The following is an 18,775-nucleotide window of genomic DNA, read 5'->3' on the forward strand; positions in this document are numbered from 1 at the left end:
CTTTACCAATACATCTTTGAGTTGTCCATGCGGTGATTGTGGTACGGGCAACCGATGCCTTCCAAGCTCGGTGACCCTTTCATTTGTGCCGCAGGGCATGGGCACTTTGAGGGACCGTGACCGACGCCCGTCAGTGAACGGCAAAATCGGACAGGGAATTGATGACGACGATCCCGGCGATGATCAGCGCCAAGCCAACGCTCGCGGCCAGATCCAGACGCTGCCCGAACACGAAAATCCCCGCCAAGGCGACCACGACAATGCCCAGACCGGATGCCAGGGCATAGGTGATGCCAAGCGGCATGTACCTGAGGGTTAGGGACAGGAAATAGAACGACCCGGCAAACCCTGCAATGACCAGAACGGAGGGCCAGAACTTGCTGAACTGTGCGCTCGCGTTCAGGGCGGAATAGCCCACGGCTTCGGCGATGACGGAAGCGGCGAGATAGAGGTAATGGGGGGGCAAGGGGCTCTCCTCGGTTGGGGGGGGTGGCACTTGGGGCCAGATTGGGGTGGCGACGGGTAGACCTGGGCGAGGTCGACGGTTTGACGGATGACGCGCCTGAACGCGGGTGGTCCGGGTTTCGTGGATATGGCGGATCGCAGAGGGCGCCCTGCGTTGCCGGTGTTCGGCCAGGCTGCTACGCTGTGGGAGCGCAGGGAATAAACGGGTCAGGCGTCAACGACATGGCAAAAGTCGCCAACGACACGGTCCTGGCAGAAACCATTGCAGAGGCGCGGGTTCTGGCGAAGAGCGGGAGGTTCTGGCTCGGGCTTCTGGGGGTCGGCTTCGTGATTGGTCTGACCGGTCCGTTCGGGACTTTTGACGCGCTGACGACAGTGCCCCGAACCGCGTATTGGATCATTGTCGCCGCGACGACGTTCTGGCTTGGCTATCTGATCTCTTACGCTGTGGCGACGGGCGCGGAAAACCGGGGGCTGGACGCCCGCCTGAGCCTGACCATCGGGGCGGTGGCAGCGAGCCTTCCGGTGACACTCTGGTTGGCGGGCCTTCATCTGATGTTTTTCGCAACGTCGTTCTGGAGCGGCGTTGCCGATCTGTTGCCCTATGTGACGGTGATCTGCATCGCCGTGGCTTTATTGTCCGAAGTCTTCACCCATCGCGAGGTTGCGCCGGTGCGGGACACGCAGCCGTCGCCCGCGCCTGCGTGGCTCGATCAGTTACCCGGTCATCTGGGCCGGGACCTGATCCTGCTTCAGGCACAGGATCACTATCTGCAGGCGGAAACGGAACTGGGGCAAACCCTGATCCGGACGACGCTTCAGGAAGCGGCGGATGAACTTGGCGACTACGGCCTGCGGCTGCACCGGTCCTGGTGGGTGGCGCGGCGGGCGATCAAAGCCTATCGGTACCGGGCTGGCGCGCCTGTGATTGTGTTGCAGGACGGGCGCGAACTTCCTGTGGGCCGAACCTATCGCCGTTCGGTGCGTGCGGCGCTCAGGTAATATGTGACCGTTTTGGGGGCCTTACCCCCGATGCGCGCCATCCGACAGAGTTTTCACAAACGCCAATACGTCTTCCACGCTGTCCCCGTTTGCGATCTTGGACACAATCGCAGAGCCCACGACGCAGCCGTCGGCGGTTCCGGCGATGGTTTCGGCCGCCTCGGGGGTGGTGATGCCGAAGCCCACGATGACGGGGATGTCTGTGGCGGATTTGATGCGGGCGACTTCGGGGGCCACGTCTGATGCCTGGGGGGCGGCGGCGCCGGTGATGCCGGTGATGGAGACGTAGTAGACGAAGCCCGATGTGTTGGTCAGCACCTTGGGCAGGCGCGCGTCGTCGGTTGTGGGGGTGGCCAGGCGGATGAAGTTGAGGCCGGCGGCCTGGGCGGGGATGCAAAGCTCGTCATCCTCTTCCGGCGGCAGGTCCACGACGATGAGGCCGTCGATGCCGGCGTCGGCCGCGTCGGTTAGGAAAGTCTCAACACCTCGGGAGTAGATCGGGTTGTAGTAGCCCATGAGGACGATGGGCGTGGTGGTGTCCTGGTCGCGGAAGTCGCGGGCCATTTGCAGGGTCTTTTCCAGCGTCATGCCGCCGTCGAGCGCGCGTTGGCCTGCGAGCTGGATGGTGGAGCCGTCGGCCATGGGGTCGGTGAAGGGCAGGCCCAACTCGATGATGTCGACGCCGGCGGCGGGCAGGCCGCGCATGATTTGCAGGGAGGTGTCGTAATCCGGGTCGCCCGCCATGGTGTAGGAGACGAAGGCCTTTTGGCCCGAGGCGTGCAAGCGCGCGAAGGTGTCGTCGATACGGGTCATGGCTGTGGGCTCTCGATTAGCTGCGTCGGCGTGGTTTGGCGCAAGGGCGTTTGGAAATCAATGGGGGGTCCTCACGGAGGGGAAAGCGCGCAGGGGTTTCCCAGGGGCTCTGGACGTGGCAGGCGCGCGTCCCCATGTAGGGGTCATGAATTATGTTCTCGCCATCTTGCTGCCGCCCTTGTCGATCTTCCTTGCCGGAAGGGTCATCCTGGGCATCGTCATCGCGCCGATCTGGATCCTGGCGTTGATCTTCTCGGGCGGGTTGACCCACCCGATGTTCATCCTGCTGGCCTGGTTCGTGATTTTCGAGCGGCGCGAAAAGCGCGGCTGACTCACGTGGCGGTCAGTTTCCAGAACCGCCAGGGAAGCCAGATCCCCGCAACCGCGAGGCCGAGGGTGTAGCCAAGCCATATCCCGACGGCGCCGAAGTCCAGCGTGATGCCGAGGATGTAGCTGGCGGGCAGTGCCAGCGGCCAATAGGCGATCAGCGTGATGGTTGTGGGGCGGGTCATGTCGGACATGCCGCGCAGCGCACCGAGTGATGTGCCCTGGATGCCGTCGGCGATCTGCATGGCGGCCATCAGCATGAACAGGCTGGTGGCGAGCCCAATGACGGCGGGGTCCGTGGACATCGCCTCGGCCATCAGGCGCCCGCCGAAGATGAACACCAGCGCGGCCAGCGCTTGCCACAGCACGACCATCTGGAAGGACGCCTTGAGGATCGGGCGCAAGCGGTCGCGCCTGTCCGCGCCCACGGCATTGCCGATCCGAATGGACACCGCCCCGGCCATGCCGAGCGGGATCACGTAGGCCACGCCGCCCAAGGCGTTGACGATCTGGTGCGCGGCCAGCGCCTCGGCCCCAAGCCAGCCGATCATCAGGCCGATCATCGCGTAGGCGCCGCCCTCGCCTGCGTACCCCAGGCAAATCGGCACACTGTCTTTCAGCTGCGCCCGAACGTCGGACCAGGCGACGGCGACTTTTTGGCGGTAGGCGGCCAGGCCGGGCGCGCGCGACACCACCAGCCAGGCGGCGAGCAGGGACAGGGATTGAGACAGCACAGAGGCCAGTCCCGCGCCAAGTATCCCCATGTCGAGGACATGGATGAAGGTGTAATTGGCCGGGATGTTGACCAGCACGCCGATGTAGCTGAGGCCGACGGCCGTCCACGGCCAATCCACGGCGTCGAACAGTGCCTTGAGGCCGAAGAAAAGCGTGAAGGGCACGATCCAGAAGGCCATCGCGCTCCAGTACGGCAGCAGGATGTCCAGGACCTCTTCGGGTTGGCCGAGGGGGCCCAGAAGCGGGTAGAGCGCCATCATCAGAAGGGCGGCGAGGATGCCGCCGATCAGGCAAAGGAGCAGGCCGGAGCGCAGGGCGACGGCGACGCGGGAAGGGTTTGCAGCACCTTCCGCCTGGCTGATCTCAACGGAGATCACCGTCAAAAGGCCCCCATAGGGCCGAGATCAGGATGATCAGCACGGCGGTTGTCACGCCCGCCGCCGCCAGCGGCACAGTGCCGAGCGGTGAGATCATCACCGTGTCGACGACGCCGATTAAAAGCGCTGCCGTCAGGCCCACCATCAGCGGCACGGCGAGGCGGATCAGGGGCGCAAGTTCAGATGTGGTGGCAGGAATAGGGAAGCGAGTGTCTGTCATGGAAATACCTTGCCGGTGAAAATCCGGCGTAACCGTCGCGGTCGATCAGAGAGGTCTCTGACGAGAAGGGGCGTTTATGCCTTCGACGGGTAATCCATGGGTCCAATCCTGCAAATGCCAGCGGCTCTGACCCCCGCAATAGTGAGAAATCCTCGGCAAGTCCAGTCCAGTGGCGCGCGCCTTGACCTTCCCCCCCCGCGCGACCTACATGCGCGCTGTCTTCAACGCTGGATCGGAGTGTGTCAGATGGGTTTCAAAATGGGCATCGTGGGCCTGCCGAATGTTGGCAAATCGACCCTGTTCAACGCGCTGACGCGCACCGCTGCCGCGCAGGCTGCCAACTTCCCGTTCTGCACGATCGAGCCCAATGTGGGCGATGTCGCCGTGCCCGACGCGCGGCTCGACAAGCTGGCGGCGATTGCGGCCTCCAAGCAGATCATCCCGACGCGGATGACCTTCGTGGACATCGCGGGGCTGGTGAAGGGCGCGTCCAAAGGCGAGGGGTTGGGGAACCAGTTTCTGGCCAACATCCGCGAGACTGACGCCATCGCCCATGTGCTGCGCTGTTTTGAGGACGGCGACGTGGTCCACGTCGATGGCCGGGTGGATCCGATTGCCGATGCAGAGACCATCGAGACGGAATTGATGCTGGCCGATCTGGAAAGCATCGAGAAGCGGATGGTCAACCTGGTGCGCAAGGTGCGCGGTGGCGACAAGGAAGCGGTGCAGCAGGAACGCTTGCTGAACGCGGCCAAGGCGGTGCTGGAAGACGGGCGCCCCGCGCGCGTGGTTGAGGTCGCGGACGAGGACGCCAAGGCTTGGAAAATGCTGCAACTTCTCAGCACGAAGCCGGTTCTTTATGTGTGCAACGTCGAGGAAGAGAACGCGGGCACGGGTAATTCGCAATCCGCGCGCGTGGCGGAGATGGCGGCGGCGCAGGGCAATTCCCACGTCGTGATTTCGGCCAAGATCGAGGAAGACATCAGCCAGCTGGACGCCGATGACGCGGAGATGTTCCTGGAGGAATTGGGGCTGGAAGAGCCCGGCCTCGATCGCTTGATCCGCGCGGGCTATGAGCTGTTGAACCTGCAGACCTATTTCACCGTCGGCCCCAAGGAAGCGCGCGCCTGGACCATCAAGGAGGGCACGCTGGCCCCCGCGGCGGCGGGCGTGATCCACGGGGATTTCGAGGCGAAGTTCATCCGGGCCGAGACGATTGCCTACGGCGACTATGTGGAGCTGGGCGGTGAGAACCCGGCCAAGGACGCGGGCAAAATGCGGGCTGAGGGCAAGGGTTATGTCGTCAAGGACGGCGACGTGCTGCACTTCCTGCATGGCGGCTAATTTGTGCACTCCGTGCACGGGGGTTGACTTGTGCACTCCGTGCACGGGGGCTGAACGCATCAGACCGCTCGGGTGAAATCCACTTGGGTGAGGGCGTGGCCGAAGGCGCGGCGGGGGTGGCGTGACGCCTCGGAGAAGCCCGCGCGGGCGTAGAGAGCGCAGGCGGCGGGGTGGATGGTGAAGGTGGAGACGTTAAGGCGGGCGAAGCCGAGGCTGCGCGCTGTTTGTAGGGCGGCCGCCAGCATCTCTCGCCCCAGGCCGCGTCCCTGGAGGCTGGGGTCCAGAAGGAACAAGCGGAGGCGGGCGGCGGCGGGGCCGTCTGGGGTGAGGAAAAGCGAGCCCTTGGGGGTGTTGTCCTGAATAACAACCCAGCCCTGTCTGGTGTTGCCGGCGATGGCGTGGTCGATGGCATCGAGGGCATCTGAGACGGCTTGCGCGAAGCTCTCATCAAAGGCGTGCGTTCTTGTATAATAAGTGATGTTGAGCTGTGCGACCGCCGCGCGGTCCGGAGGCGTGTAGGGGCGGATCTGGGTCACAGTTTCAGCGGCGCGACAGCCTCAGCGACGCTGCCAATGCGCTCGACCGCGCCGTCACGGATTTGCACCAGACGCAGGAACAAAAGGTCCAGCAGCATCAACTGCGCGTCGCGGGAGGTGATGGCGGAGGAGCGGACATGCTCTTCATCCGTGACGGTGCGCAGGGCGTTGTTGGCGAGGTCCGCGAGCGGGTTCGGGTGCAGGCCGGTGATGGTGATCAGCGGCGTGGCGCGCGCGACGGCGGCCTCGGCGATGCGCAGGGTCTCCAGGCTGGTGCCCGATTGCGAGAGCGAGACCAGAACGTCGGCGGGCGTCAGCGTGGCGGCATGGGCCATCTGGATGTGGCTGTCGGCATCGAACAGCACCGGCACCCCCAGCTTTTGCAGCTTGTAGGCGAAGTCGCGGGCCACCAGCGACGAGGCGCCGACGCCCGAAAGGTGAACGCGCGCGGCGCCGTTCAGGGCATCGCGGGCGGCGTCGAGTTGGGCCGGCGGATTGATGCTGAGCGTTTCCTGCAGGGCGTGGATCTTGCTGGTCAGCAGCTTCTGGGCCGTCATCGTAGCGTCGTCGCCCACGTCGATGGTGCTGTGGACGGCATCGAGAGGGGCGGTGCGGGTGGCGGCGGCGCGGGTGATTTCCAACCGCAGGTCCTTGTAGCCGGAAAACCCGAGTTTCTGGCAGAATTTCACGACGGAAGATTGGCTGCGCCCGGCGGCGCGGGCGAGATCACTGGAGGACAAACGCGCCATACTGTCAGGATCGCCGAGGATGGTGTCGGCGATCTGGCGCTCGCCCGCCGAGAGCGTGTCGCGTTGGGCTTGCATAAGGGTGAGAATGGACAAGGATTGGCCCTCGGATGGTCGCGTTGGAATAATCTACCACAAAAAAATTGACTCTGGCGAATATTAAATTCAACCTTTGCCCTAGGGGAAGGGGAGTCGCTGCCGTGTCTGCCGCCATCACATCTGATCTTGAGACGCTTGTGTCCGAGGCGCGTAACCCGCGCTCGGAAGCCATTGATCTGATGTCGAGCGCGGACATCGTGGCCTGCATGAACGCCGAGGATCGCGGGGTGGCCGAGGCCGTGGGCGCGGTGCTGCCTGCGGTTGCCGAGGTCGTGGACCGGATCGTGGCGGCGATCAGCCAGGGCGGGCGGTTGATCTACATCGGGGCGGGGACGAGCGGGCGATTGGGGGTGCTGGATGCCTCGGAATGTCCGCCGACATTCTCGGTCCCGCCGGAAACGGTTGTGGGCGTGATCGCGGGGGGCGAGCGGGCGCTGAGACATCCGGTGGAGGCCGCAGAGGACAATGACGCGCAGGGCGCGGCGGATCTGGCGGCGATGAATTTGAGCGCTGCGGATGTCGTCGTGGGCATCGCGGTCAGTGGCCGGACGCCCTACGTGATGGGCGCCCTGCGCTACGCCAAGGAGGTGGGCGCGGCGACGGCGGCAGTGACCTGCAACCCCGGATCGCCGCTGAGCGCACTGGCCGATACGGCGATCTCGCCCCGTGTGGGGGCGGAGGTTGTGACCGGCTCGACCCGGTTGAAATCGGGCACGGCGCAGAAGATGGTGCTGAATATGCTCAGCACCGCGAGCATGATCCGGCTGGGCAAGACCTGGGGCAACCGCATGGTGGATGTGACGATTTCCAACCAGAAACTGGCGGAGCGGGCCTTGTCGATGCTGGTGGAGGCTGTCGGATGCAGCCCGGCAGAGGCGCGTATTGCGCTGGAACAAAGCGGGGGCAGCGTGAAGCTGGCCATCCTGATGCAGATCACCGGCCTCGACGCCGACAGGGCGCGGGCAACACTGGAGGCCGAGCGGGGCTTCCTGCGCAACGCGATTGAACGAGCGGGAGATAACTCCGCCGCCTAAGACAACCATGGACCACGGGAGAAGATGAGATGACTGCACTTAGAACCACGGCGCTCGCGCTGTTGACCACCGCGATGGTGGCGCCCCTGTCGGCGCAAACGCTGGACCTTGCCTGGTCCCAGGACGCGACCGGCCTCGACCCCCACACGCAGCCCGGTTTCGCGACGATTCGCCTGCTGGAGCTGATGTATGAGCCGCTGGTGCGGCTGGACGAGAACCTGGAGTTGCAGCCCGCCGTGGCCGAAAGCTGGGCGTTCTCGGAGGACGGCATGTCGCTGACCTTCAACCTGGATCCCGACGCGATGTTCCATGACGGCACCGGCGTGACTTCGGCCGATGTGGCGGCGTCCTTCACCCGCATCCTGGACGAGGACACCGGCGCGATTGCGCGGGCGAATTACACGGCGATCACCGAAATCCAGACGCCCGATGATCATACCGTGACCTTCGTTCTGGACCGCGCCGATGCGCCGATCCTGAACGGCATGGCGACGGTCAACGCCGCTGTCATCTCGGCCGCGGCGATTGAGGCAGGGACCGTGGGGACCGAAGTGACGGGCTCGGGTCCCTTCACGCTGGAGGCTCGCACGCCGAACGCCAGCGCCAATCTTGTGGCATTCGATGCCTGGGCCGGCGGCGACGTCGCCTATGACAACATCGCCATCAGCGTGCTGCCCGATGAGACGGCTTTGCTGGCCGCATTGCGCGCCGGGCAGGCTGACTTCGCGCTGATCAATGACCCGCTGGTCGCCACACTGATCCCGCAGTCGCCGGGCCTCAGCCTGAACACGGCGCCGACTTTGTCCTACTATGTGCTGCAACTGAATGCCTCCCGCGAGCCGATGGACTCGCTGCCGCTGCGCCAGGCGATCAGCTGCGCGATTGACCGGCAGGACATCTTGGACGCCGCGCTTCTCGGCGAAGGCGAAGTGACCGGGCCGTTGACCTCGCCCAACTATCGCACCGACCCCAGCGGGCTGTTCTGCTATGAACAGGACCAGGACCGCGCGCGCGAATTGCTGGCCGAGGCGGGCCATGCCGACGGCTTCAGCGCGACCGTTATGGCCGCGACGGGCGAGCCGCCCACCGCATCCGCCGTGGCGCAGGTGATCCAGGCGCAGCTGGCCGAGGTCGGCATCGAGCTGGAGATCGAGATGCAGGAGCTTTCCGTCTACATCGACCGCTGGCTGGCGGCTGATTTCGACATGGCCGTCGCGCTGAACGGGGGCCGCGTGGACCCCTACACGATGTACAACCGCTACTGGACGCGGGACGGCAATCTGCAGGGCGTGGCGAACTACATCGACGACACGCTCGATAGCCTGATGAACGAGGGCCGCACGGAGACCGATGAGGCGCGCCGCGCCGAGATATTCGCGGAGTTCGAGATGCATCTGGCCGAGATGTCGCCCTGGGTCTGGCTGTTCACCGGCAACACCTACACGGCGCAGGTCGAGGGGGTTTCGGGCTTCGCGCCGTCGCCCACCGGCTCGCTGTTCGGGTTGGTTGATGTGACATTGGCTGAGTGATCTGAAGCGCGACCGGGGCCTCTGACATGAGCTATCTGCTTAGGCGACTGGCGGTGTTTCCGCTGGTCATGTTGGGGGTCTCTGTCTTCGTCTTTGTGGCGATCAGGCTGGTGCCCGGCGATGCCATCACGGCGATGCTGGGCACCGAGGGCGGCATGTTGACGCCCGCGCAGCGCGAGGCGCTGACGGCGTATTTCGGCCTGGATCAGAACTGGGCGGTGCAATACGGGCGTTGGCTGGCGGGGCTGTTTCGCGGTGATCTGGGGATATCGGTCACCTACGGGCAGCCGGTGCTGGACCTGATCCTGGAGCGGTTCCCGCTGACGCTGCAACTGGCGCTGATGTCGATGGTGATTGCTTTGGCAATCGGTCTTCCGGCAGGCGTCTTTGCGGCGGTGCGGGCGAACCGGGCGTCTGATCTGATCGTGCGCATCTTTGCGATGGTGGGCCAGTCGATGCCCAATTTCGTGGTGGCATTGCTGGCGATTTACCTGTTGTCGGTGGGCTTCGGCGTGCTGCCCACGATGGGCAGCTACGTGCGGTTCACCGAGGACCCCCTTGGCAACCTGGCGCAGATGATCCTGCCCGCCTTTGCGCTGGGAACGGCCTTTGCGGCAGCGGTCACGCGGATTACGCGGGCGGCGATGCTGGATATCTTGTCCGAGGATTACGTGCGCACGGCGCGGTCCCAGGGGTTTTCGCAGCGCTACGTGATCTGGCGCCACGCGTTGCCCAATGCGCTGATCCCGGTCCTGACGTTGAGCGGGGTGGAGTTCGGCTATTTGCTGGGCGGCGCCGTGATCGTGGAGCAGATTTTCGCGCTGCCGGGCCTGGGCCGCGTGGTGCTGGATGCGATCTTGGAGCGGGATTATGCGCTGGTGCAAGGCGTGATCCTGTTCATCGCCTTCAACTTCATGCTGGTGAACCTGCTGGTCGATCTGGCCTACGCGGCGCTGGACCCGCGCATTCGCTATGGGGGCAAGTCATGAGCGTTCTGGGCGCATTGTGGCGACACTCCGCGGGGCGGATCAGCCTTGTGATCATTGGCGTTCTGGGCCTCGCGGCGCTGTTGGGATTGTTGGGCGTGACACCCCACGATCCGCTGGCGCAAGACCGCTTGGCGCGGCTGCAAGCCCCGAGCGGCACCTATCTGTTGGGCACCGATCTGTTCGGGCGCGACATGCTGAGCCGGTTGATGGAGGGGATCGGGCGGTCGTTTGCCGTGGCGCTGTTGTCGGTATCATTGGCGGCGACACTGGGGACGATCCTGGGCCTCACGGCGGCGTGGTTCGGCGGGCTGTGGGACGGGGTTGCGATGCGCTCGATGGACGTGTTGCTGGCGTTTCCGGCGATCTTGCTGGCGCTTTTGATCGTGGCAATCCTGCAGCCGGGCCTCTGGACCAGCGTGCTGGCCATCGCCATCGTCTACACGCCGATTTTCACCCGCGTGGCGCGGGGCCCGGCCCTGTCGTTGAAGACCCGCAGCTTCGTGGATGCGGCGCGCACGTTTCGCAGTTCGCGCACGTACATCCTGTCGCGGCACCTCTTGGGCAACCTCGTGGCGCCCCTGACGGTGCAGTTCACGCTGGCGCTGGCCTGGGCGCTGTTGACGGAGGCGGCGCTGAGCTTCCTCAGCCTCGGCACGCAACCGCCGCACCCGTCCCTGGGCCTGATGCTATCGGACAGCCGCAACCTGATGGAACTAGCACCCTGGCTGCTGATCTACCCGGCGGCGGTGATCATGTTGGCGGTTCTGGGCTTCAACCTTCTGGGCGACGCGCTGCGCGACATCACGGATCCCAAGGCGCAGGGGGGGCGGGTATGACGCTGTTGTCGGTCAAGGACCTGCGCGTGGGGTTTGGCGCCATGGAGGTCGTGCATGGCGTCAGTTTCGACGTCGCTGCCGGAGAGACCCTGGCCATTGTGGGCGAGAGCGGGTCAGGGAAATCCGTCACCGCGATGTCGATCAATCGGTTGATTGATTACAGCGGTGGGGCGATCAACGGCGGGTCGATCACCTTGGACGGTGCGGTGGATCTGGTGGGCGCCTCAGAGGCCGAGTTGCAGCGCCTGCGCGGCCGCGAGATCGGGATGATCTTCCAGGAACCGATGACGTCGCTGAACCCGGTCCTGAAGGTCGGCACCCAGATTGGAGAGATCTTCGCCAAGCGCCACGGCATGTCGGGCCGTGCCGTGCGGCAGGCGGCGGTGCGCGCCCTGGACCGTGTGCGGATACCTGACGCGGAGCGTCGGCTGGATCAGGCACCGCACCAGATGTCGGGCGGGATGCTGCAACGGATCATGATCGCGATGGCGCTGGCCGGGGAGCCCCGGCTGTTGATCGCGGATGAGCCGACGACGGCGCTGGACGTGACCATCCAGGCGCAGATCCTGGCACTTCTGGCCGAGTTGAAGCGAGAAACGGGGACGGGGCTGATCTTCATCACCCACGACATCGGCGTCGTGGCGGGCATCGCCGACAAGGTCGTCGTGATGCAGGACGGCGCGGTGGTGGAAAGCGGCAGCGCGGGCGATATCATCGACCGGCCCCAGCACGCGTATACCCGACATCTGCTAAGCGCGGTTCCGCATTTCCGCCACGGCGCGGCGGCGCCTGAGGGGCGGGCAAAGGGGGCGGCAGCGCTGCGGGTGGAGGACCTCGCGGTGCGCTTCCCCGTCGGGGGCGGCTTCCTGCGCAGGCCCAGGGGCGTGGTTCATGCGGTGTCGGGCGTGTCGTTTGATTTGAAGCCCGGAGAGACGTTGGGGATCGTGGGCGAAAGCGGGTCCGGCAAGTCGACGATGGCCCGCGCGGTGCTGGGGTTGGTGGACCCGACCAAGGGCCGGATTGCCTGCGACGGCGACCGCGCCGTGCAGATGGTGTTCCAGAACCCCAACGCCTCGCTCAACGGGCGCATGAACGTGCGCACAGCCCTGGCCGAGCCGGTCATCGCGGCGGGGGGCCGTGTGGATGCGGCGTGTGTCGCGCGGATGCAGATGCTGCTCGACAAGGTCGATCTGCCGGCCGATGCGTTGGACCGCTACCCCCATGAATTCTCGGGCGGGCAGCGGCAGAGGGTGTGCATCGCGCGTGCGTTGATGCCGGAGCCGAAGATACTGGTGCTGGACGAGGCGGTATCGGCCCTCGACGTCTCGGTGCAGGCCAAGGTGTTGGATTTGCTGATGGATTTGCAGAAGGAATTCGGCCTCGCCTATCTGTTCGTGTCCCACGACATGGGCGTGGTGGAGCGGATCGCGCACCGAATTGCGGTGATTTACGCGGGGCAGATCGTGGAGATGGGGCCCTCGAAAGACGTCCTCTCAAACCCGCAGCACGCCTATACGCGCAAGCTGATGGCGGCGGTGCCATCGCTGGAAAAACGAGAGGTGGACTTCGCCCTGGACACCGATGAGGTCCCCTCAACCCTGCGCCCGGCAGGGTGGGAGCCCGCGCCTGTCATATGGCGAGAGCACGGCCCCGGGCACCGTTTTGCAGCGGAGGTCGGGTGATGGGGTTTGCGGCGGCATGGGAACGGGTGGCGGAGGCCGTGGAAGCCGGGCGCATTCCCGGCGCGGTCTTTGGATTACTCGATGAGACTGGGCGCCTAGGGGCCTATGCGGGGGCCGCCCAGGTGGTGCCCGAAGTCGTCCCGATGACGCGCGAGACCTTGTTTGACCTCGCGTCTTTGACCAAAACGGTGTTCACGGCAGAGCGCATCTTGGCGCAGGCCGCTGCGGGGCGGATCGACCTGGATGCGCCGTTGACCAGCGTGATCCCGGACTTCCGTCAGTACCACCCGGATTGCTGGGAGCGCGGGGTGACGTTCCGCCAATGCCTCGCCCACCAGACACCTTTCCCGGCGGTCGAGCCGATCTACACCTACGGAAATGACCCCGCCACGCTGCGCGCCTTCGTCTTGCAGCGACAGTGGGCGCGGCAGGGCACGCCGGTCTATTCCGACATCAACTACATCCTTCTGGGCATCGCGTTGGAACGCTTGGAGGGGTGCAGCATCCGCGACATGGATCCGGGTGCGGGGTTCACCTTCACACCTGATCCGGCGGCCTGCGCCGCGACGGAGGCCTGCACCTGGCGGGGCCGTGTGATGCGTGGCGAGGTCCATGACGAGAATTGTTTTGCGCTACAAGGCTCGGGCCACGCGGGGTTGTTCGGCACGATGGATGCGCTGCTGGATTTCGGCGCAGGGGTTCTGGCTCGCGGGCCGGGACTGGCCGGAGAGCGCGTGGCGGGCACGCGGACCCATGGCTGGGAAATCCGCCATGACGGGTGGCCCGGTGGGCCGCTTTGCGGCGCGGCGACGATAGGGCACACGGGGTTCACGGGGACGGGCCTTTGGATTGACCCGGACGCGGGCCGCGTCTGGGCACTTTTGACCAACCGGGTGCATCCGTCGCGGCACGCGGAGACGGGCATCGCGGCCCTGCGGATCGCTGTGGGGGAGGCGCTTTATGGCGGCTGAGATGCGCTGGTGCGTGGGGCTGATGACCGGGACGGTGCTGGACGGGAACATCGACGTCGCGCTGCTGCGCACCGATGGCGACCGGATCGAGGCGTTCGGGGTCTACGCGCTCTACCCCTACGACGCGGAAACCAACGACATGTTGGCGGCCTGCCTGGAGCAGGCGAAGGCCTGGGCGTTCGAGGGGCCGGAGCCCGAGATTTTCGCAAGGGCCGAGGCGCGGATCACTTTGGCGCAATCGGATGCGGTGGCGCGCTTGGTGGCAGAGGCTGGGTTGGCGCTGGCCGACATCGCCGCGGTGGGGTTCCACGGGCAGACGGTGCTGCACCGGGCGCCGGAAGCGGGGCGCTTGGGCCAGACGCGACAGTTGGGCGATGGCCCGGGCATGGCGCGTCGTCTGGGCGTGCCGGTGGTCTATGATTTCCGCAGCGGCGACATGGCGGCAGGCGGGCAGGGCGCGCCCTTATGCCCCGTCTACCACGGCGCGTTGCTGGCGCGGCTGGAAGGGGAGCGGGCGACGGCGATCCTGAACCTCGGTGGAGTGGCAAACGTCACGGCGCGCGACGGGCAGGGCGGTTTGGCGGCGTTTGACACCGGGCCCGCCAATGCGCCGATCAACGATTTCGTCGCCACGCGGGTCCTGGGAGAGATGGACCGGGACGGGCACTTGGCTGCCTCGGGTCGGGTGGACGAGGGGCTGCTGGCGCAGGCGCTAGAGCATCCGTACCTGCGTCGGGCCTATCCCAAATCCTTGGATCGGTTTGATTTTGGCCACGGTTGGGTGGCGGAGCTGTCTGACGCGGACGGGGCCGCGACCCTGACGGCGTTCACCGCAAGCGCCGTGGGCCTGGGCCTCGACCTTTTGCCTGAACGGCCCAAGCGCCTGATCGTCTGCGGCGGAGGGCGGCGCAACCCGACGCTCCTGACGATGATCGAGCGCTACGCCCGCGTTCAGGTCGACCGCGCCGAGGTGGCCGGATGGGAAGGCGACGCAACCGAGGCGCAATGCTTCGCCTTCCTGGCGATGCGCCGGTTGCACGGCCTGCCAGTGAGCTACCCGGGCACCACTGGGGTTGCTGTGCCGATGGCGGCGGGGCGGGTGGCTCTGGGCTGATTGGAGCGGACGGTCACGGATCTTGCGTGGCCGGATTGGCGTGTGGGCAGCGATGGGGAGGAACTTGGTGGTTTGGTGGTCGCGCGATGGTCTGGGCCGTTTCGCCGCAGGCCGTAGCAGCATATGTGGTCTTGCACGGCCATATTTTACGGAACCGTTCCAAAGTAATAGGGGGGAGAGGGGGTTGCGGAGCAGAGGGGACGCAGTTCGAGCAACCCGCCATGCGCTCAAGTAGCCGCAGGCGGTAGCGTAAATGAAGGAATGGCGGAGACGAAGGGATTCGAACCCTCGAACGAGTTTCCCCGTTACTCCCTTAGCAGGGGAGCGCCTTCGACCACTCGGCCACGTCTCCGCTGACCCGTCTAATGTCGGCGTCCCGGGAAAACAAGACAGAAATCCGACCGGTCACGCGGCGGCGCGGGACTGGCGGAAGAGGGCGATGGAATAGAGCACGAGGGCGGCCCAGATCATCGGGAAGGCGATCATGCGGGCGGGGCCGAAGGGCTCGTTGAAGAGGAACACGGCGACCAGGAAGATCAGGGTGGGGGCGATGTATTGCAGGATGCCAATCGTGCTGAGCCGCAGCAATTTGGCGCCGTTTACGTAGAGGATCAGCGGGATCGCCGTCACCAGGCCGCAGCCGATCAACAGCAAGGTGTCCCAGGGCACGCCCGCCATGAAGCTGCCGCGGCCCGTCGCCCCGAGCCATGCCAGATAGGCGAGCGCGGGCACGCAGAGGATTGCGACCTCCAGAAAGAAGCCCTGGTTGGGGCCGACGGGCAGTTTGCGTTTGCAAAACGCGTAGCCGCCCCAGCTGAGCATTAGGGCCAGGGCGACCCAGGGCAGGCGGCCGTCCTCGACCGTCAGGACGACCACGGCAAGGGCGGCCAGTGCGACGGCGGCCCACTGCAGGCGGCTCAGCCGCTCCCCCAGAAGCACGGCGCCCAGGAAGACGCTGAACAGTGGATTGATGTAATAGCCAAGCGCGCCGTCCAGCGCGCGGTCGTTGGCGATGGCCCAGATGTAGACGCCCCAGTTGACCGAGATGAACAGCGCCGTGAGCGCGGCCATGGCCAGCAGGCGCGGCGTGCGCAAGGCAGCCCTCAGGTCCGCCGTGCGACCGGTGATCCAGATCAGCGCGCCGATGATCGGCAAGGACCAGATCACCCGGTGCGCTACGACTTCGAGCGGAGAGACATGGGACAGCGCCTTGAGGTAGATCGGCAATCCGCCCCACAGCACGTAAGCGCTGACCGCATAGGCAAAGCCTGCGGGGGTGTCGTCGTTTTGCGGTTGTGCCATGGGGTGTCCCTACCTTCGGGCAAGGCTTAGGCCCCATAGCGTCGGACAACAAGGGCCCGATAATAAGGGGCCGACTCAGGGCAGCGGCACCTCTGGGAAGGTCAGGGTGATCTCTGTGCCCGTGGAACCCGACGCGACCTTGAGGCCTGCGCCCAAGGCCTCGGCCCGGCGGGTCATGTTGGAGATACCGTGCCCACGATCCGAGGCGCAATTGGCTTGCGCGTCGAAGCCGCGCCCATTGTCACTGATCGTGATCGTGCGCGCGTCGGTCGCCACCCGGATCACGCTGGCGTCGGCGTGCTTGATGACGTTGGTAATCGCCTCCTGCACGATCCGCGCCAGGTTCAGGTTGGGCGAGGGGCCTGAGACGGGCGCCACCGGCTCTTCCCCGATCTGCCAGTCGAAGGCGATGCCATTGTCGGCCAAAAGCCCCTCCAGCCGGGTGCGCATCATGCCCAGAAGCGTCACGAGGCTTTCCTGGCTTTCAACACTGTCGAGCATCATCGCAAGGTCGCGCAGGGCGTCCTCCAGCGCCCGCCGGATCGTGTCATCGCCCGACCCGGTGCGACGGATGTAGGCGAGTGTATTGACCAACTGGCCGCCCAAGCCGTCGTGCAGGTCCAACATGATGCGCGAGCGTTCCTGGGCAATCGCTTCGCGCTTTTCAGTCTCGGCCAGGCGCGTGAAACTTTGCTCCAACTCCGCCGTGCGCTGGCCGAGGGTCTGGTTCAGCGTATCGGTCAACTGCTCGTACCCGCGCAGGCTTTGCAGGAACTTCGACAGGATCAGGTAGACGCAGGCAAAGGACATGACCGTGGGCATGACCTGGAACAGCGGCAGGCTGCGCGGCGTGTGGGGGAGCGCGGTGATGATCAGGCTGTAGATGCCGAGGGTCACGGCTAGGGAGATGCAGACGAAGAAGACCGGGAAGTCGGGCCCCGGAAGGTCGGTGCGTCGCATCCACAGGATCACCAAAACCGCAACCGCCGACGGCGCGCTGAGCGTGTTGACCGTGACCGCCATCGCGAATGTGTAGCCGCCCGGAAGGATAAGGGCGGTGACAAGGCACAGGAGGATCATCCCGAGGTGTGCCTTTTCCAGAAGCAGCACGGGCAGGGACACCAGGTGGCGCAGGAATTTCAGGATCGTGAACACATAGACGGCGGCCGAGAAGGGCCAGAGGATCGTCCAGATCTTGTAGGACCCGATGGAGGTTCCGAAGGCATAGTGGGTGAGGATGAAAAGCGCGCTCAGGCAGGATGCGGCGAGCCAGAAATAGTGCATCTCGGCCCGGCGGTTCCACCAGATCAGCAGGAGCGCTGCGGCCAGCACCCCCATCAGACCCATGGAAAACCGCGCCACGCCTTGCCCAATCGCGAACCGTGTCGCGTGGCTTTGCGCCAGTACCGCGTGTGGCCCAACGTGAAATTGCCAGAGATCCAGCCCCTCCGGCCCGGGGCCCTCAAGCGTCAGGGTGACTGTGTTCTGGCCCGCGCGCAGCAGCGCGGGCGGGAGGGAGACCAACAGCGGTGTGCTCCAGAGGCGAACGTCGTCGCGGGGCTCAAAGAGTGTCACATCGTTGAGCGTAACCGTCACGGTATCGGCGAGCTTGGGTAAGTAGAGCGCCTGCACGGTGTCGGGCACGGTATCAAAAGTGATCTGGGCTATCAGGGTGCGGGTCAGCGTCCCTTCGTCAAACGGGCGCTCGGAATGGTAGGGCAGGGTAACGTCGGTGCAGGTTTCAGGCTGCTGCGGGTCGACGCAAAGGGTCGCCCTATCAATGAAGCGCGCACCGTCGACGGGAGTGATCCGGCCAATGTTGAGCGCAAAGAGCAGCGCCGTCAGAAGCGCCACCCAGGCCGTCATCGCGATCGAGATCCGAAGCAGCGGCGCGGTCACAACATGCCGGCCCGTGAGGCGATCGCCACCGCCTCGATGTTGGAAGAGACCTCCAGCTTGCGGTAGATGCTGGTGATGTGATTGCCCACCGTGCCTGCCGAGATCCCCAGTTGCGCGGCGATCTCGTGGCGTTTGTAGCCGCGGGCGACCGCGCGCAAGATCTCGGTCTCGCGGTTGGTGAGGGTGGAGGCGCCTTCCGGGGTGGGGCTGTCGCGCGGGTCGTTGAGCACCGCCAGAAGGTGGCGCGCGATGGCCGGGCTGATCGGGCTTCCACCATCCAGGACGGAGTGGATGTCCTCTCCGATATGGGCAAGATCGCCGCCCTTCAGCACGTAGCCCTTGGCGCCCGCGCGGATCGCCTCGATCACCCGCGCCTCGTCTCCGAAGATCGAAATAACCAAGGCGTCGACCTGCCAATCGACCTGTGAGACCGCGCGAATGGCGTCCACGCCGCTGCCGTCGGGAAGTCCGATATCGACCAGAAGGACCCGGGGGCGCACCTCGAACAGAAGCTGCAAGCCCCGGTCAAGGTCCCCCGCAACCGCCGCCACTTCAATGCCATCGGTCGCCATCACGGCGGCGCAAAGACTGTCGGCGATATCCGGGCGGTCCTCGATGATCAGGACAGAGTGGTCGGGCACGGGCGGGTTCCTTGCAGGCGTTGATTTCACCTTAAACGGTCGCGGTAATCGGGCAACATGTGTGAATCCACATATAGGCGTGTGGGGTGAAGGGGACGTAGGGTCAACGTCATT

General features: G+C 65.4%; 19 protein-coding genes and 1 tRNA gene. 10 read left to right on the plus strand and 10 right to left on the minus strand.

Annotation, left to right across the window (positions count from 1 at the left end):
* Positions 1 to 130: 130 nt before the first annotated feature.
* Positions 131 to 466 (minus strand): DMT family transporter, encoded by a 336-nt coding sequence (locus tag AC6I9R_RS05655; protein WP_461427854.1) that lies wholly within the window; start codon positions 464 to 466, stop codon positions 131 to 133.
* 221 nt (positions 467 to 687) lie between these two features.
* Here AC6I9R_RS05655 and AC6I9R_RS05660 point away from each other — a divergent pair, with 221 nt between their 5' ends.
* Complete coding sequence (locus AC6I9R_RS05660) at positions 688 to 1,467, plus strand: LytTR family DNA-binding domain-containing protein (RefSeq protein WP_461427855.1); 780 nt, start codon at positions 688 to 690, stop codon at positions 1,465 to 1,467.
* 21 nt (positions 1,468 to 1,488) lie between these two features.
* Here the strand turns inward: AC6I9R_RS05660 and trpA are convergent, their stop codons facing one another.
* Positions 1,489 to 2,280: a tryptophan synthase subunit alpha gene (gene trpA, locus AC6I9R_RS05665; RefSeq protein WP_461427856.1), complete on the minus strand. Its 792-nt coding sequence runs from the start codon at positions 2,278 to 2,280 to the stop codon at positions 1,489 to 1,491.
* Between the two features lie 145 nt (positions 2,281 to 2,425).
* On the opposite strand from trpA, the gene AC6I9R_RS05670 reads away from it, so the two are divergent.
* A complete protein-coding gene (locus AC6I9R_RS05670) occupies positions 2,426 to 2,611 on the plus strand; it encodes a hypothetical protein (RefSeq protein ID WP_461427857.1) in 186 nt (61 codons plus the stop codon).
* A gap of 1 nt (position 2,612) precedes the next feature.
* Here AC6I9R_RS05670 and AC6I9R_RS05675 read toward each other — a convergent pair whose 3' ends face one another.
* Positions 2,613 to 3,719 carry an MATE family efflux transporter gene (locus AC6I9R_RS05675; RefSeq protein WP_497863110.1) on the minus strand — a complete coding sequence of 369 codons (1,107 nt, stop codon included), beginning with the start codon at positions 3,717 to 3,719 and terminating at the stop codon, positions 2,613 to 2,615.
* The gene (locus tag AC6I9R_RS05680) at positions 3,706 to 3,939 is read right to left on the minus strand and encodes a hypothetical protein (protein ID WP_497863075.1); all 234 of its coding nucleotides are present in this window, start codon (positions 3,937 to 3,939) and stop codon (positions 3,706 to 3,708) included. The genes AC6I9R_RS05675 and AC6I9R_RS05680 overlap by 14 nt, the downstream gene beginning before the upstream one ends.
* Before the next feature lie 246 nt (positions 3,940 to 4,185).
* Here AC6I9R_RS05680 and ychF point away from each other — a divergent pair, with 246 nt between their 5' ends.
* Entirely contained in the window at positions 4,186 to 5,283 is a 1,098-nt protein-coding gene (ychF, locus tag AC6I9R_RS05685; RefSeq protein ID WP_461427859.1) for a redox-regulated ATPase YchF, read from the plus strand.
* Between the two features lie 59 nt (positions 5,284 to 5,342).
* On the opposite strand, the gene AC6I9R_RS05690 is transcribed toward ychF, so the two are convergent.
* Positions 5,343 to 5,819, minus strand: a complete 477-nt coding sequence (locus AC6I9R_RS05690; RefSeq protein ID WP_461427860.1) for a GNAT family N-acetyltransferase — start codon at positions 5,817 to 5,819, stop codon at positions 5,343 to 5,345.
* A complete protein-coding gene (locus tag AC6I9R_RS05695) occupies positions 5,816 to 6,643 on the minus strand; it encodes a MurR/RpiR family transcriptional regulator (RefSeq protein ID WP_497863076.1) in 828 nt (275 codons plus the stop codon). The genes AC6I9R_RS05690 and AC6I9R_RS05695 overlap by 4 nt, the downstream gene beginning before the upstream one ends.
* A gap of 122 nt (positions 6,644 to 6,765) precedes the next feature.
* On the opposite strand from AC6I9R_RS05695, the gene murQ reads away from it, so the two are divergent.
* Genes murQ through AC6I9R_RS05730 form a run of 7 tightly spaced genes read left to right on the plus strand, consistent with a single transcriptional unit; the run spans position 6,766 to position 14,819 of the window.
* Complete coding sequence (murQ, locus tag AC6I9R_RS05700) at positions 6,766 to 7,698, plus strand: N-acetylmuramic acid 6-phosphate etherase (protein ID WP_461427862.1); 933 nt, start codon at positions 6,766 to 6,768, stop codon at positions 7,696 to 7,698.
* A gap of 29 nt (positions 7,699 to 7,727) precedes the next feature.
* Positions 7,728 to 9,227, plus strand: a complete 1,500-nt coding sequence (locus AC6I9R_RS05705; protein ID WP_461427863.1) for an ABC transporter substrate-binding protein — start codon at positions 7,728 to 7,730, stop codon at positions 9,225 to 9,227.
* A gap of 26 nt (positions 9,228 to 9,253) precedes the next feature.
* On the plus strand, positions 9,254 to 10,216 hold the full coding sequence (locus AC6I9R_RS05710) for an ABC transporter permease (protein ID WP_461427864.1): 963 nt from the start codon (positions 9,254 to 9,256) through the stop codon (positions 10,214 to 10,216).
* On the plus strand, positions 10,213 to 11,052 hold the full coding sequence (locus tag AC6I9R_RS05715; protein ID WP_461427865.1) for an ABC transporter permease: 840 nt from the start codon (positions 10,213 to 10,215) through the stop codon (positions 11,050 to 11,052). Before AC6I9R_RS05710 ends, AC6I9R_RS05715 begins: the two co-directional genes overlap by 4 nt.
* Positions 11,049 to 12,734 carry an ABC transporter ATP-binding protein gene (locus tag AC6I9R_RS05720; protein ID WP_461427866.1) on the plus strand — a complete coding sequence of 562 codons (1,686 nt, stop codon included), beginning with the start codon at positions 11,049 to 11,051 and terminating at the stop codon, positions 12,732 to 12,734. Before AC6I9R_RS05715 ends, AC6I9R_RS05720 begins: the two co-directional genes overlap by 4 nt.
* Positions 12,734 to 13,705, plus strand: a complete 972-nt coding sequence (locus AC6I9R_RS05725; RefSeq protein WP_461427867.1) for a serine hydrolase domain-containing protein — start codon at positions 12,734 to 12,736, stop codon at positions 13,703 to 13,705. Before AC6I9R_RS05720 ends, AC6I9R_RS05725 begins: the two co-directional genes overlap by 1 nt.
* The gene (locus AC6I9R_RS05730) at positions 13,695 to 14,819 is read left to right on the plus strand and encodes an anhydro-N-acetylmuramic acid kinase (RefSeq protein ID WP_461427868.1); all 1,125 of its coding nucleotides are present in this window, start codon (positions 13,695 to 13,697) and stop codon (positions 14,817 to 14,819) included. Before AC6I9R_RS05725 ends, AC6I9R_RS05730 begins: the two co-directional genes overlap by 11 nt.
* A gap of 262 nt (positions 14,820 to 15,081) precedes the next feature.
* Here the strand turns inward: AC6I9R_RS05730 and AC6I9R_RS05735 are convergent.
* The 4 genes from AC6I9R_RS05735 to AC6I9R_RS05750 all read right to left on the minus strand — a co-directional run bounded on the left by AC6I9R_RS05735 (position 15,082) and on the right by AC6I9R_RS05750 (position 18,661).
* Positions 15,082 to 15,171, minus strand: a tRNA-Ser gene (locus AC6I9R_RS05735).
* 53 nt (positions 15,172 to 15,224) lie between these two features.
* Entirely contained in the window at positions 15,225 to 16,121 is an 897-nt protein-coding gene (gene rarD / locus AC6I9R_RS05740; RefSeq protein WP_461427869.1) for an EamA family transporter RarD, read from the minus strand.
* A 75-nt stretch (positions 16,122 to 16,196) separates the two neighbouring features.
* Positions 16,197 to 18,020 carry a sensor histidine kinase gene (locus AC6I9R_RS05745; protein ID WP_461427870.1) on the minus strand — a complete coding sequence of 608 codons (1,824 nt, stop codon included), beginning with the start codon at positions 18,018 to 18,020 and terminating at the stop codon, positions 16,197 to 16,199.
* Complete coding sequence (locus AC6I9R_RS05750) at positions 18,017 to 18,661, minus strand: LuxR C-terminal-related transcriptional regulator (protein WP_461427871.1); 645 nt, start codon at positions 18,659 to 18,661, stop codon at positions 18,017 to 18,019. Before AC6I9R_RS05750 ends, AC6I9R_RS05745 begins: the two co-directional genes overlap by 4 nt.
* Positions 18,662 to 18,775: the final 114 nt, after the last annotated feature.

The sequence above is a fragment of the Gymnodinialimonas sp. genome (assembly GCF_059726805.1).

What these genes read in the sequence shown, in the direction of transcription:
- AC6I9R_RS05660 (WP_461427855.1), top strand. Translation starts at nt 688, where the DNA reads ATGGCAAAAGTCGCCAACGACACGGTCCTGGCAGAAACCATTGCAGAG.
- trpA (WP_461427856.1), bottom strand. Translation starts at nt 2,280, where the DNA reads ATGACCCGTATCGACGACACCTTCGCGCGCTTGCACGCCTCGGGCCAA.
- AC6I9R_RS05670 (WP_461427857.1), top strand. Translation starts at nt 2,426, where the DNA reads ATGAATTATGTTCTCGCCATCTTGCTGCCGCCCTTGTCGATCTTCCTT.
- AC6I9R_RS05680 (WP_497863075.1), bottom strand. Translation starts at nt 3,939, where the DNA reads ATGACAGACACTCGCTTCCCTATTCCTGCCACCACATCTGAACTTGCG.
- ychF (WP_461427859.1), top strand. Translation starts at nt 4,186, where the DNA reads ATGGGTTTCAAAATGGGCATCGTGGGCCTGCCGAATGTTGGCAAATCG.
- AC6I9R_RS05695 (WP_497863076.1), bottom strand. Translation starts at nt 6,643, where the DNA reads ATGCAAGCCCAACGCGACACGCTCTCGGCGGGCGAGCGCCAGATCGCC.
- AC6I9R_RS05705 (WP_461427863.1), top strand. Translation starts at nt 7,728, where the DNA reads ATGACTGCACTTAGAACCACGGCGCTCGCGCTGTTGACCACCGCGATG.
- AC6I9R_RS05710 (WP_461427864.1), top strand. Translation starts at nt 9,254, where the DNA reads ATGAGCTATCTGCTTAGGCGACTGGCGGTGTTTCCGCTGGTCATGTTG.
- AC6I9R_RS05715 (WP_461427865.1), top strand. Translation starts at nt 10,213, where the DNA reads ATGAGCGTTCTGGGCGCATTGTGGCGACACTCCGCGGGGCGGATCAGC.
- AC6I9R_RS05720 (WP_461427866.1), top strand. Translation starts at nt 11,049, where the DNA reads ATGACGCTGTTGTCGGTCAAGGACCTGCGCGTGGGGTTTGGCGCCATG.
- AC6I9R_RS05725 (WP_461427867.1), top strand. Translation starts at nt 12,734, where the DNA reads ATGGGGTTTGCGGCGGCATGGGAACGGGTGGCGGAGGCCGTGGAAGCC.
- AC6I9R_RS05730 (WP_461427868.1), top strand. Translation starts at nt 13,695, where the DNA reads ATGGCGGCTGAGATGCGCTGGTGCGTGGGGCTGATGACCGGGACGGTG.
- rarD (WP_461427869.1), bottom strand. Translation starts at nt 16,121, where the DNA reads ATGGCACAACCGCAAAACGACGACACCCCCGCAGGCTTTGCCTATGCG.